Source organism: Kribbella sp. NBC_00709 (assembly GCF_036226565.1).
Lineage (GTDB): Bacteria > Actinomycetota > Actinomycetes > Propionibacteriales > Kribbellaceae > Kribbella.
In genome coordinates this window covers 3,709,696-3,722,185 of sequence record NZ_CP108996.1, presented here as the reverse complement: position 1 = coordinate 3,722,185, position 12,490 = coordinate 3,709,696, and the positions used below count along the sequence as shown (strand labels likewise).

Genomic DNA, 12,490 nt, shown 5'->3' with positions numbered 1-12,490 from the left:
GTCAGCTCCGGACCAGCAGGGCGACCGGCAGATCTGTCAGCAGCTCCTCGATCCGGGCGGCGCCACTACCGACCTCACGGCCGGTCAACACGTTCTTCCACTGGCCGCTCGGCAATACGACCGTGCTCTCGCCCCAGCCACCCAGTCGCTGCAGCGCTGCGGGCAGTCTGGTCGCCACCGTGATCACCGCATCGCCACGGGCGAAGGCGACCGCGTGTCCGTTGGACGTCGGGAGCGGCGTGTAACTGCCGGCAAAGGCGTCCGGGTACTGACGGCGGATGCGCAGCGCTCGTGACGTGATCAGCAGCTTCTCGTCGGACAGGTCCTCCGGCTTGCCGCCCGTGTCCAGCCGATCCAGCCGCTCGATCCTGTGCTCGTAGTCCACAGCCCGCCGGTTGTCCGGGTCGACCAAGGACAAGTCGACCAGCTCGGTGCCCTGATAGACGTCCGGCACGCCGGGCATCGTGAGCTGCACCAGCTTCTGGCCGAGGGTGGCCGCGCGGATGTAGTCCATCTGGTCGTCGGCAAAGCGGCGTACCGAGTCGAGCACGCTGTCGTCGTGCAGTACTGCGGTGACGAAGGTAGCGACCGTTTGCTCGTACTCCTCGTCCGGAGAGGTCCATGAGGTGTTGCGCTTGGCCTCGCGGATCGCCTTGAGCAGATAGGCCTGGAAACGGTCCTCGGCGAGCGGTCCGTCGTCCCAGGTCCCGAAGAGCGTCTGCCAGAAGAGGTACTCCGTACTGCCGTCCAGCAAGGGATTCCGGTGCTCTTCCGACAGGCGCCGCCACTCGCGGACCGCCTCGGACCAGGCCGCTGGCTGCTCGGACAGCACTCCGAGTCGTGCACGGACGTCCTCGGAGCGCTTGGTGTCGTGGGTGGACAGCGTGGTCATCGTCTTCGGCCAGTGCCGGTTCAGCCGGGTCGAGTACGCGTGGAACTCCTCCGGCGTCACACCGAAGTGCTCCGGGTCCCCACCGACCTCGTTCAGCGACGTCAGCCGGAACCACCGGTAGAACGCGGTGTCCTCGACGCCCTTCGCCATCACCGGACCGCACGTCTGCTGGAAGCGCACGATCAGCTCGGCCCGCGCCCGCTCGTCGATCGTGTTGGTCTCTCGACCCAGCAGCAGGTGCAGTACTACGTCCAGCGTGGCCTGCCTGTCCTCGTCAAGGTTCGCGCGTGCTTTCTCGGCCGCCCGCTCCAGCGCAGCCACCGCTGTCGACGACGGCTCCTCCCCTGGCACGACGTACGCGCGGTAGACGTCGAAGTGGACCAGCAACTCCGCGACGACCTCGTGGAACGCCCGCCTGGTGTGGTCACGCAGTCGTACGTCGTCCTGGCAGATGCGGGCCAGCAACTCGACCAGACGATGCACCTCGGCGTACTGCCCGTGCTGGACGATCTCGCGCTTCGCCTCCTCCACGACCGGCCCGAAGTCGGCCGGCGCACCGGTGAGCTCGGAGTGCAGGGCTGCGAGCGGTGCAGCACCGGATGGGTCGACGAACAGGCCGCCGACGCGCAGCAGAGCGTCGTACCCGGTCGTGCCGGCGCAGGGCCAGTCGCGGGGCAGCTCTTCGTCACCCTCGAGGATCTTCTCGACCACGACCCACGCGCCGCCGGTGCGCTCGGCCAGTCGGCGCAGGTAGCCGCGCGGATCGGCCAGACCGTCCGGATGGTCGATGCGGAAGCCGTTCAGCCTGCCTTCGTGCAGCAACTCCAGCAGCAACTGGTGTGTCGCGTCGAAGACCTCCTGTGTTTCCTGGCGGATCGCAGCGAGCGTGTCGACGTCGAAGAAGCGCCGGTAGTTCAGCTCCTCGTCGGCGACCCGCCAGTGCGCGAGGCGATACCACTGCTCGGTGACAAGCGCCGAGATCGGCAGGTCCTCGGTGCCCGGGCGAAGCGGGTACTCGTGCTCGTAGTACCGCAGTACGCCGTTGTCGACGGACAGCTCGCCGTCGGCCAGCACCTTGCCGATCCGCTGCCCCAGGACCGCCATGAGCAGCGGCTGGTTCCCCGAGCCCCAGTCGACGTCGAACCACTCGGCGTACTGCGAACCCGGGCCGAGCCGCAGCACCGACCAGAGCGCCTTGTTCAGGCTGGCCGGTGTCGGCACAGCGACGTGGTTCGGTACGACGTCGGCCACCGCGCCCATGCGGCTCTCGGCCAACCGCTCCGAGAGGCGCTCGAACGCGGGCCGTCCACCCATCGGCTCGGACAGCCGGCTGTGGTCCACCACGTCGTACCCGTGGGTGGAACCAGGCGCGGCCTGGAGGATCGGGGACAGGTACGCGTGGGAGATCCCGAGGCTCTGCAGGTACGGGACTACCGCTGCGGCGGCGTCGAAGCCGAACTCCGCGCGGAGCTGGAACCGGTAGGTGGCCTGCGGGACCCCCGTCATCCGGCCGCCTGCCTCGGGCGGGTCAGGACCAGCGTGCTGCGGGCTTCCAGCTGGATGGTGTTGCCGGCCACGTAGGGTTCGCTGGTCGCACCGCCGGTGGCCTTCGTCGTGTCCACGGCCACTGTCCAGCTCTCGCCGTACTCCTCGGGCGGGAGGAGGAAGTCGACCGGCTCGTAGTTGCTGTTCATCAGGATCAGGAACGAGTCGTCGACCACCGGTTCGCCGCGGGGGTCCGGCTCGGAGATCGCGTCGCCGTTCAGGAAGACGGCGATCGATCGGGCATCGTTCTGCTGCCAGTCGCCGTTCTGCATCTCGGTTCCCTTCGGCGTGAACCAGACCAGGTCACCGAGGCCGTCCACGCCGGTGTCGCCGTGGAAGAACCGGCGCCGGCGCAGTACCGGATGGTTGTTGCGCAGCTTGACCACCGACCGGGTGAACTCCAGCAGGTGCTGCTGTGGCTCGGTCAGATCCCAGTCGACCCAGGCGATCTCGTTGTCCTGGCAGTACACGTTGTTGTTGCCCTGCTGCGTCCGGCCCAGCTCGTCGCCGTGGGCGATCATCGGCACGCCCTGCGAGATCAGCAGCGTGGTGAGGAAGTTGCGCTGCTGGTTGGCCCGCAGCCGCAGTACCTCGGGGTCGTCGGTCGGACCCTCGACCCCGCAGTTCCAGGAGCGGTTGTGGCTCTCGCCGTCCTTGCCGCCCTCGCCGTTCGCGTCGTTGTGCTTGTCGTTGTACGAGACCAGGTCGCGCAGCGTGAACCCGTCGTGGGCGGTGACGAAGTTGATGCTCGCCAGCGGCCGGCGGCTGTCGTCCTGGTACAGGTCCGACGAACCGGTCAGGCGGGAGGCGAACTCGGCCAGCGTGTACTGCTCACCGCGCCAGAAGTCCCGCACGGTGTCGCGGTACTTGCCGTTCCACTCGGTCCACAGCGGCGGGAAGTTGCCCACCTGGTAGCCGCCGTCGCCGACGTCCCACGGCTCGGCAATCAGCTTCACCTGGCTCACCACCGGGTCCTGCTGGACCAGGTCGAAGAACGCCGACAGCCGGTCGACCTCGTGGAACTGCCGGGCCAGTGTGGCCGCCAGGTCGAAGCGGAACCCGTCGACGTGCATCTCGGTGACCCAGTAGCGCAGCGAGTCCATGATCAGCTGCAGCACGTGCGGGTGCCGCATCAGCAGGCTGTTGCCGGTGCCGGTGGTGTCGTAGTAGTGCCGTTTGTCCTCGTCGACCAGCCGGTAGTACGCCGCGTTGTCGATGCCCTTGAACGACAGGGTCGGACCGAACTCGTTCCCCTCGGCGGTGTGGTTGTAGACGACGTCGAGGATGACCTCGATATCCGCCTCGTGCAGCGCCTTCACCATCGCCTTGAACTCGGTCACCTGCTGCCCGCGGGTGCCGGTGGACGAGTACGCGTTGTTCGGCGCGAAGAAGCCGATCGTGTTGTAACCCCAGTAGTTGGACAGGCCCAGCTCCTGCAGGTGGCCGTCCTGGGCGAACTGGTGCACCGGCATCAGCTCGATCGCGGACACCCCGAGCTCCTTGAGATGCTCGATGGTGGCCGGGTGCCCGATCCCGGCGTACGTGCCGCGGATGTCCTCCGGCAGACCGGGGTGCGTCTTGGTGAGGCCCTTGACGTGCGCCTCGTAGATGACGGTCTCGTGGTACGCGTGCCCCGGCGGACGGTCGTTGCTCCAGTCGAAGAACGGGTTGGTGACCACCGAGAGCATGGTGTGCTCGCGGTTGTCCATGGTGTTCAGCTCATCCGGCTTCGCGAACCGGTAGCTGAACAGCGACTCGTCCCCGTCGATCTGTCCGTCGATCGCCTTCGCGTACGGGTCCAGCAGCAGCTTGGACGGGTTGCACCGGTCTCCCTCGGCCGGGTTGTACGGCCCGTGCACACGGAAGCCGTACCGCTGCCCCGGCTGCACTGCCGGCAGGTACGCGTGGTGCACGAAGCCGTCCACCTCGGTCAGCTGCACCAACTGCTCGGTCCCGTCGTCACCGATCAGGGCCAGATCAACTCGTTCGGCAACCTCCGAGAACAGCGCGAAGTTCGTCCCGGCACCGTCGTACGTGGCACCGAGAGGGTAAGGACGACCAGGCCATTTCTGCACCTGACGACAGTAGCCACCTCTGACCTTGGAGACTGCATCGGTGGGAGTTTTGAGCGTGAGTGTTCATTCGCCGCGGGTGATGCCGTCGAGGATGCGGTGGAGGCCCCAGAGGTACTGCTCGGTGGTGACGAAGCGGGCCATGGTGGGGACTGCGGCGGCGGAGCGTGGGAAGACCTCGGCGGGGATCTGCTCGTAGGTGGCGCGGCGGCGGGCGACACGGACAGCTTCGGACGGGAGTGGGCCGGGATCGGTCTCGTCGGAGACCTCGAGGGCGATCGAGCCGAGGACGTAGACGATCAGCAGGTACGTCGACCGCGCGGCCTCGACCGGATCGATGCCGGCGTCGATGAGCAGACCGAGCAGGCGCTCGTTGAGGGCCGTCGTCCGGGGGCCGTCCATCGGGCCGCTCATCAGCAGCGCGCCGGCGCCGGGGTGGGCGACCAGGTTGGCGCGGACGTCGAGGGCGAGAGCCTCGATCCGGTCCCGCCAGGGCAGGGTCTCGTCCGCGAAGCCACCGCTGTCGGCGTCGCCGAGCAGCTTCTCGACCAGCGCCGCAACCACGGCTGATTTGTCAGGGAAGTAGGTGTAGACGGCGTTCGGCGCCACGCCGACCTTCGCCGCGATGCCACGGATCGACGCCTGACCGCCCTCGTCCAGGACCTGGAGCGCGGCGGTCAGGAGCTCGTCCTCGGTCAGGGTTCGTCGCGGCCCGGGCCGCCCTCTGGTAGCCATCTCTGGACAGCGTACAGAATTCCGTCCAGACTAACTCTGTACACCGTACAATTTCTTGGAGGGGATCATGCGCCGTACCACTGGAATCCTGTTCGTCGTCGCCGCGGTGAGCTTCGCTGTTGCCGCATCCGTCCTGTCCGCGACCTTCGACTGGCCGGACATCCTGCGCGAGCCGGCCGACAAGGTGCTCAGGTCGTACGTCGACGGCGGGGCCGCGCTGACCTGGACCTGGTTCGCCACGGCCTGGACCTATGCACTGCTGGCGATCCCGATCCTGATGTTGCCACAGGCAATCAAATGCACGGATTCGACGGTGCTGCGGCTGGCGACCACTCTGGGCGCAGCATCGGTGTTGCTGTCGTTGATCGGCTTCCTGCGTTGGGTTTTCGTCGTACCGTCGCTGGCTCGGGCTTATGTGGACGGGGACGTGTCAGCGGCTGCAGCGTGGACCGCGCAACACCAGTTCGGCGGAGCGCTGCTGGGTGAGCACCTGGGTCAACTGCTCGCGATCGTGTGGAGCGTCCTGGTGAGCATCGTCGTACTGCAGACCCGCGTGCTGCCGCGGTGGATCGGCTGGGCGGGGCTGGCGGCGAGTCTGCTGTACCTGGCCAACCAGGGCGATGTGCTCGCGACCGCAGTGCCCGGGTTCCCGGTGTGGGATGCGGCCGGACTGCTCGGGAGTACGGCGTGGGGGCTGTGGACGATCCTGCTCGGTGTGGGACTTTACTTGCAGCGATCGTTGACTCACGTGGAGTAGTGGATGTTGAAGCGGGCTGTACTTGTCGTCGGAATCCTGCTGGCCGTCACCGCCGGCGCGAGACCGGTGGTCGTCGGTGGGACCTTGGCGAGTGCGACCGAGGCCCCGTGGGCGATCGCACTGAACAACACCCAGTCCGCGGCGTCCAGCGGGCGGTACTGCGGGGCCGTCCTGGTGAAACCGGACAAGATCGTCACGGCCGCGCACTGCATGGACGAGGACATCTCGACGTACTACGCCGTCCAGGGGCGGGCCGATCTCGCGAACGACTCGGTCGGGCGGACGTCGGCGATCAGCAAGGTGTGGATCCACCCCGGGTACAACACGAAGGACAACCGCTACGACTTCGCCGTACTGACGTTGGCGAAACCGTTCACCGGGGTGCCTGTGCTGCCGCTCGAGACGAGGGCGCGGGCGGATCGCAAGGGCGTCGTACCGACGGTCTACGGGTGGGGCGACACGGAAGGGACCGGGCTGGACGACACGCTGCAGAAGGCGGCCGTGCCGGACCTCGGCGACAAGACCTGCCTGGCGGTCAAGAGCTACACCACCAATGGGTACGCCGCCGCGACGAACGTCTGCGCCGGCTACCTCAACGGCGGGATCGACGCCTGCCAAGGCGATTCCGGCGGCCCGCTGGTCCTGAACGGCCGGCTGCTCGGCGTCGTCTCATGGGGCCAGGGCTGTGCCCAGGCCGGCAAGCCAGGCGTGTACGCCGAGACGGCCGGCGCCGCCATGGCGCTGGCGCCCCAGCTGGCTCATTGAACCGAGCTACAGCACCGCGCCTCGTGGCGCGATCTCCAGGCCGGCGACTCCCCGCCCGAACAGCACGAGATGTCGCCCACCGTGTCTGCACCGGAGCGTGCCGGCATCGCTCGCGAGCGCTGCGACAGCACGCTCGACCACGTCGTCGTCGTCCGCCACGCCGGACTCCTCGTAGGTGACATCCAGTTGGTCACCGCTGATGAGCCGAACCCGCAACACAATGCTCGCCATCTTCGCAGCCTACGGCGTGCAGACCGGCCGGCGTTTCTCGCCGGAGCGCCGCAGAGGCAGACTGGCGGTATGGCTGAACCTGTTCGCGTGATCAAGGCCGGCGACCTGGTCGCCGCCGACCCGACGTCCTGGATGCTGCGGATGCGGGCGTTCGAGCTGCCGATCCTGTGGTCCGGTCAGGTGATCACCGAGCCGGGCGCGATCTCCGGCTGGCACCACCACGACAAGAACGAGAGCAGTCTCTACATCGTTCGCGGCGTACTCCGGCTGGAGTTCGAAGGCACCGACGAGTACCTAGACGCGGTGGCCGGCGACTTCGTGCACGTGCCGGCCTTCACCGTGCACCGCGAGAGCAACCCGAGCTCCGACCCGTCGCTGGCGATCATCGCGCGGGCCGGCGGCGGCATCCCCACGGTCAACGTCGACCCGCCGGTCCGCTGACGTGGCGACGCACGAGCAGGTCACGGTCGGCGTCGTCGGCGCCGACCAGATCGTGCACCGGATCATCGATCTGGCCCGCGAGCTCGACAACCCCGCACTGCGGCTGGTGACCGCGGTGTACGCCGACGAACACGACGCCGGTGAACAGGCGGCCAAGATCGCTTCCCGGGTCGACGTCTTCCTGTTCGCGGGCCCATTGCCGTACGACATGGCGGTCGCGGGACAGCTGCCGGTGCCGGCGACGTACGTGCCGAGCGGCGGGCCGGCGCTGTTCTCGACCCTGCTCCGCGGCGTGCTCGAGAAGGTCTTCGACCCGGCCCGGATCAGCGTTGACACCGTGTCGCGGCGCGACCTCACGCACGTGTACGAGGAGATCGGTCTGAGCGCATCCGGCGTACGGCTGAAGGAGTACACCGGACCGGACTCGGCTGCGGAGTTCCTCGACTTCCATCGCACCCTGCACGAACGCGGCCGCACTACCGGGGCGGTGACCACGGTGCCTACGGTCGACGTCGCGCTCCGCAAGGCCGGCGTACCGACGCTGCGGATGACACCGTCATCGATGACGATCCGGCAAGCGCTGACCACGGCGATCCTGATGGGCAGCGGCGCGAAGCTGGAGGAGTCCCGGATCGTCACGATGATCGTCCGGGTGCCCGCCGCGGCGCTGCCGGCGCACGCCAGCCCCAGCGCGTACTGGTACCAGGAGCTCAAGCTGTCGCTGCACCGGGAGCTGCTGCGCGACGCCCGGCCGATGGACGCCGCGGTCGTGCCGCGCGACGAGCACAGCTTCCTCATCGTCACGACGATGGGCTCGTTGCGGCTGGCCACCGACGACCTGTCGATGGCGCCGTTCCTGGACCGGATCTCCGAGGAGCTCGGGATCCGGCTCGAGGTCGGCATCGGGCTCGGTACGTCGACCCGCGAGGCGGAGGTGAACGCCCAGTCCGCTGTGGACAAGGCGACGGGCGGCGCCACCGCGTTCGTGGTCGGACCGCACGGCTTCGTGCTGCAGGTCCCGGGCGAGCGCACCCGCGCGGCCGAGCGCCCGGTGCAGACCGACTCCCGGGCCACCCAGGTGCTCGCGACGTTGGCCTCCCGGCTGGACGCAGCGAACGACACCGAGCGGATCGTGGACGCCGAGAAGGTCGCCGAACTGCTCGGCGTCACCCTGCGCACCGCACGGCGGACGCTGAACACGCTGGTCGACGAGGGCCTGGCCTGGCCGATGCCGCCGCCACGCCGCTCGAGCAAGATCGGCAGGCCCCCTCGTCCGTACCAACTTCTGGTCGAGAAGATCCCGCGATAGTTATTACGGGCGTCCATAACTGATATTCAGGTCTTGCCGAAGGTGTTGGGGTGCGGCAGGGTTGGGCGCGTGCCAGAACGTCATGCGGTCGCGGTGGTGGACAACCAGGTGGCGACGGAGCAGGCCCACCGGGCGGGTCAAGACGCCTGGTGGGTCTATCTGGACGAGGTGCTCGGGCATCTTCGTCTGCCGTACCGGTCGCTCTCGCTGGGCGACGCGGTGGACGACGTCGCCGTGCTGGTCTTCGCGACAACCCCTGATGCCGACCCTGGTCTCGAGCAGTGGGTGCGCGGCGGCGGCGTACTGATCCTGGTAGGCGACCCCGGTCCACTGTCCGCACTCGCAGGCGTCTCGGCGGACGGCTCTGTTGTGGAGGACCACGTCGCGCTGGCGGACAGCCCGGTCTGGACGTCGCGGCCGCCGACCGCACTGCACGCCGTCGGCGGGACCCGGCTCACCGGCCCGGACGTCGAGGTGCTCGCCCGCTGGCAGGACTCCGACACGGCCGCCATCACGCTCCGCCGACTCGATGCAGGCGTCGTCCTCACGTACGGCGTCGACCTGTGGCAGAGCATCGTCCGCATCCAGCAGGGGTACGCCGTCACCGCCGACGGTGAGCCGGCCGCCGACGGTACCGCGCCGATCGACGACGGCATCCTGAAGTGCGAGGACGGGATGACGCTCAGCTTCGACCGGGACCGGGCGATGCCGCCGGGCGAGCCGGAGCTGGTCGAGCCGTTCGAGCACACGTATCCGCCGCCGAGCGCCGTACCGATGTTCGACCAGCCGCAGGCCGACTGGTGGTGCTCGCTGTTCGCGCAGAGCCTGTGGTGGGGCGCCGAACACGCCGGTACCGTGGTGCCCTGGCTCGGGTACTGGCCGGCCGGCGTCGACGCCGTCGCCCACATGTCGCACGACTCGGACCAGAATGTCGAGGAGCACGGTCAGGCGGCACTCGACGCGTTCGCCGAGGCCGGCGTCGAGGTCACCTGGTGCCACGTGTTCCCCGGCGGGTACTCCGCCGAACTGTACGAGGCGATCACCGCGGCCGGACACGAGAACGCTCTGCATTACAACGCGATGGGCGACGCGGACCTTGCAGTGTGGGGCTGGCCGCAGATGCGCGCGCAGTACGCCTGGGCGCAGGCCGTCACCGGCAACGACCAGATCATCTCGAACAAGAACCACTACACCCGCTGGGAAGGCTGGACCGAGTTCTACAATTGGTGCGAGCAGCTCGGCATCCAGATCGACGAATCGCGTGGGCCGAGCAAACAAGGCGATATCGGCTTTCTGTTCGGCGCCGCACATGTTTCGTACCCGATGGGGCCAGTTGCTGAGGGCAACCGATTCTTCGACGTACTCAATCTGCCACTGCACACGCAGGATCTCGCCTGGGCCGGGCACGCCGCCGTACGGGATGCCATTCTGGACGGCGCCCAGGCGGTGCACGGCGTCGCGCATTTCTTGTTCCACGGACCGCACCTGCACCATCGTCCGCTGACCCGGGCCGCATGCATCGAGCTCGCCGCGGAGGCCCGGCGGCGAGGGATGCCGTGGTGGACGGCCGCCCGGATCAACGCGTGGGAACGGAGCCGGCGCGGAGTCACGCTGTCGGTCTCGCCGGTCGCGGACGGCGTTGCGGTGGTTGCTGCGGCGACTGAGCCCATGCCGGGCGCCGCGGTGCTGCTCGCCGTACCGGATCTCGGTTCGGACCCGATCGTCAAGGAGGGCGAGGGATCGGCCCGGACGGTGGTCCGGCACGGCCGGTCCTTCGTCGAACTGACCGCAGACATCGTTGCCGGAGACAACAGATGGGTGATCACACCATGATGCCGGAATGGCCGGAGTACGGCGATGACGAGGCGAAGGCGCTGCTCGAGGTCCTGAACTCGGGGCACTGGGGCAGCACCAGCGGAGATGTCGTCGCGACCTTCGAACGCGAGTTCGCGTCGTACCAGCAGGCCGCCTTCGGGATCTGCCTGAGCAACGGGACGCTGGCCATCGCGGCGGCTTTGCGGGCCGCAGGCGTCGGTATCGGCGACGAGGTGATCGTGCCGCCGTACACGTTCATCGCGACCGCTTCGGCGGCGCTGTTCGTGGGAGCGGTGCCGGTGTTCGCCGACGTGGATCCGGACACCCACCTGCTCGATCCGGTCGCCGCGGAGGCTGCCGTCACCGAGCGGACGAAGGCGGTCGTCGTCGTTCACCTGGCTGGGCGACCGGCGGACCTGGACGCGTTCACCGCGCTCGGCGCCCGGCACGGCCTGACCATCATCGAGGACGCGGCCCAGGCGCACGGCGCGGCGTACAAGGGCCGGCCGGTCGGCGCGATCGGCGACCTCGGCACGTTCAGCTTCCAGAGCAGCAAGAACATCACGGCCGGCGAGGGCGGCGCCGTACTCACCGACAACGAGAAGCTGGCCGGCGCGATGTACTCGCTGGTCAACGTCGGCCGGGTGCCGGGAGGCGGCTGGTACCAGCACGAGGCGGTCGGGTACAACCTGCGGCTGACCGAGTTCCAGGCGGCGATCCTGCGCGTCCAACTCCGCCGGCATCCCGCGTTGCAGGAGATCCGCGAACGGAACGCCCGGCTGCTCGCCGACCTGCTGAAACCCGTCGAGGGCATCCAGTTGGCGCCGGAGGACCCGGCGATCACCGCACACGGCCGGCACCTGTTCATGATGCGAATCCCTGGACAGCGCGAGGCCGTCCTGCAATCCCTCGCCGCAGCCGGCCTGACCAGAGCGTCTTCCGGCTACGTCCCGCTGCACCGCAACGCCGCCGTACTGCGGGAGTCGAAGGCGATCACCGACAAGCTCGGCCAACCGTATCCGGATGCACACTGCCCGAACGCCGACGCGGTCTCGGCCGACACGATCTGGCTCCCCCAGACCTACCTACTCGGCACGGAAGACCAAACTCACTCCATCGCAACCGCCATCACCAAGGCAGTGTGAAATAGCTCAGCTGGTCGACCTTGCCGGGAAGGTCTCGGAGCAGTTCGGCGATCGCGTCCTCGATCGTCGCGGGCGCACCCATCCATCGGGCCGCGGTCGCCTCGCCGAGTGAGACGCGGATCTGCTCGGGGTCGCCGTCTCCGAGGATGTACGCAACTCGTGCCGCCTCGAGGGCTGCGGTGTCGGTCCGGACACTGTCCCAGTCCACGAGGACCGGGCCGGACGCAGACAGGACGAGGTTGTGGGTCTTGAAGTCGCCGTGCGTCGTGACGATGTCCGGGGCTGTGTCGCAGATCTCGGCCATGCGTTCGGTGGCCGCGAGAATATGCGGAAGGCAGCCCGGACCCCACGACCTTCCTTGGTCCCGCGCCTTGGCGAACCAGCCCTCCCAGGTCGCAGGCGCTTGGATCGCCGGCCGCCACCAGTCCGGCAAGCCGATGGCTCCCAGCGGTTGTAGCTGATGAACCCGAGCCATCGTCCGCCCAAGCCAGGCCGACACGTCCTGACCGCCCGGATCCGCCTCGTGCTCGATCCACCGGTAGACCCGGAACAACCGATCCTCGATGTTGGTCACCCACCCCACGAGCGGATCAGTCGGCGGGACCGGCTCCGGCATGACGACGCCGGCCTCGCACGCCCGCCGCTCGAACGCCATCGCCACGGCCAGCTGACCAATCAGCCCGCGGCCAAGTCCCCTCCACCTCCGCTGAGCACTTCAGGGGTTATCCACTCGAGTTGTGCCTTCTCCAGTCGTACACGAGCAGAGAACCACCCACTCCATGG

At 68.3% G+C, this 12,490-nt stretch carries 11 protein-coding genes; 6 read left to right on the top strand and 5 right to left on the bottom strand.

Features of this window, described 5'->3' with window-relative positions:
• Position 1 precedes the first annotated feature (1 nt).
• The 3 genes from treY to OHA18_RS18310 all read right to left on the bottom strand — a co-directional run bounded on the left by treY (position 2) and on the right by OHA18_RS18310 (position 5,244).
• Positions 2–2,398, bottom strand: a complete 2,397-nt coding sequence (gene treY / locus OHA18_RS18320; protein WP_329005327.1) for a malto-oligosyltrehalose synthase — start codon at positions 2,396–2,398, stop codon at positions 2–4.
• Positions 2,395–4,512: a glycogen debranching protein GlgX gene (glgX, locus tag OHA18_RS18315; protein WP_329005325.1), complete on the bottom strand. Its 2,118-nt coding sequence runs from the start codon at positions 4,510–4,512 to the stop codon at positions 2,395–2,397. Before glgX ends, treY begins: the two co-directional genes overlap by 4 nt.
• Before the next feature lie 63 nt (positions 4,513–4,575).
• The gene (locus OHA18_RS18310; protein ID WP_329005324.1) at positions 4,576–5,244 is read right to left on the bottom strand and encodes a TetR/AcrR family transcriptional regulator; all 669 of its coding nucleotides are present in this window, start codon (positions 5,242–5,244) and stop codon (positions 4,576–4,578) included.
• Between the two features lie 67 nt (positions 5,245–5,311).
• Between OHA18_RS18310 and OHA18_RS18305 the strand changes: the two genes are divergently transcribed.
• Both OHA18_RS18305 and OHA18_RS18300 read left to right on the top strand, forming a co-directional pair.
• Positions 5,312–6,001 (top strand): DUF4386 domain-containing protein, encoded by a 690-nt coding sequence (locus OHA18_RS18305; RefSeq protein WP_329005323.1) that lies wholly within the window; start codon positions 5,312–5,314, stop codon positions 5,999–6,001.
• 3 nt (positions 6,002–6,004) lie between these two features.
• Positions 6,005–6,766: a S1 family peptidase gene (locus tag OHA18_RS18300; protein ID WP_329005322.1), complete on the top strand. Its 762-nt coding sequence runs from the start codon at positions 6,005–6,007 to the stop codon at positions 6,764–6,766.
• 6 nt (positions 6,767–6,772) lie between these two features.
• Here the strand turns inward: OHA18_RS18300 and OHA18_RS18295 are convergent, their stop codons facing one another.
• Entirely contained in the window at positions 6,773–6,997 is a 225-nt protein-coding gene (locus OHA18_RS18295; protein WP_329005321.1) for a hypothetical protein, read from the bottom strand.
• A gap of 69 nt (positions 6,998–7,066) precedes the next feature.
• Here OHA18_RS18295 and OHA18_RS18290 point away from each other — a divergent pair, with 69 nt between their 5' ends.
• The 4 genes from OHA18_RS18290 to OHA18_RS18275 all read left to right on the top strand — a co-directional run bounded on the left by OHA18_RS18290 (position 7,067) and on the right by OHA18_RS18275 (position 11,707).
• Positions 7,067–7,438, top strand: a complete 372-nt coding sequence (locus OHA18_RS18290) for a cupin domain-containing protein (protein ID WP_329005320.1) — start codon at positions 7,067–7,069, stop codon at positions 7,436–7,438.
• Between the two features lies 1 nt (position 7,439).
• Positions 7,440–8,747, top strand: a complete 1,308-nt coding sequence (locus tag OHA18_RS18285; protein ID WP_329005319.1) for a hypothetical protein — start codon at positions 7,440–7,442, stop codon at positions 8,745–8,747.
• Positions 8,748–8,816: 69 nt separating this feature from the next.
• Positions 8,817–10,580 (top strand): hypothetical protein, encoded by a 1,764-nt coding sequence (locus OHA18_RS18280; RefSeq protein WP_329005318.1) that lies wholly within the window; start codon positions 8,817–8,819, stop codon positions 10,578–10,580.
• Positions 10,562–11,707, top strand: coding sequence for a DegT/DnrJ/EryC1/StrS family aminotransferase (locus OHA18_RS18275; RefSeq protein ID WP_329005317.1), 1,146 nt, complete (start codon positions 10,562–10,564; stop codon positions 11,705–11,707). The genes OHA18_RS18280 and OHA18_RS18275 overlap by 19 nt, the downstream gene beginning before the upstream one ends.
• Here the strand turns inward: OHA18_RS18275 and OHA18_RS18270 are convergent.
• Positions 11,691–12,362 (bottom strand): phosphotransferase, encoded by a 672-nt coding sequence (locus OHA18_RS18270; RefSeq protein ID WP_329005316.1) that lies wholly within the window; start codon positions 12,360–12,362, stop codon positions 11,691–11,693. The genes OHA18_RS18275 and OHA18_RS18270 overlap by 17 nt on opposite strands.
• Between the last annotated feature and the right edge of the window lie 128 nt (positions 12,363–12,490).

What these genes read in the sequence shown, in the direction of transcription:
- treY (WP_329005327.1), bottom strand. Translation starts at nt 2,398, where the DNA reads ATGACGGGGGTCCCGCAGGCCACCTACCGGTTCCAGCTCCGCGCGGAG.
- OHA18_RS18275 (WP_329005317.1), top strand. Translation starts at nt 10,562, where the DNA reads ATGGGTGATCACACCATGATGCCGGAATGGCCGGAGTACGGCGATGAC.
- OHA18_RS18300 (WP_329005322.1), top strand. Translation starts at nt 6,005, where the DNA reads ATGTTGAAGCGGGCTGTACTTGTCGTCGGAATCCTGCTGGCCGTCACC.
- OHA18_RS18290 (WP_329005320.1), top strand. Translation starts at nt 7,067, where the DNA reads ATGGCTGAACCTGTTCGCGTGATCAAGGCCGGCGACCTGGTCGCCGCC.
- OHA18_RS18270 (WP_329005316.1), bottom strand. Translation starts at nt 12,362, where the DNA reads ATGGCGTTCGAGCGGCGGGCGTGCGAGGCCGGCGTCGTCATGCCGGAG.
- OHA18_RS18310 (WP_329005324.1), bottom strand. Translation starts at nt 5,244, where the DNA reads ATGGCTACCAGAGGGCGGCCCGGGCCGCGACGAACCCTGACCGAGGAC.
- OHA18_RS18305 (WP_329005323.1), top strand. Translation starts at nt 5,312, where the DNA reads ATGCGCCGTACCACTGGAATCCTGTTCGTCGTCGCCGCGGTGAGCTTC.
- OHA18_RS18295 (WP_329005321.1), bottom strand. Translation starts at nt 6,997, where the DNA reads ATGGCGAGCATTGTGTTGCGGGTTCGGCTCATCAGCGGTGACCAACTG.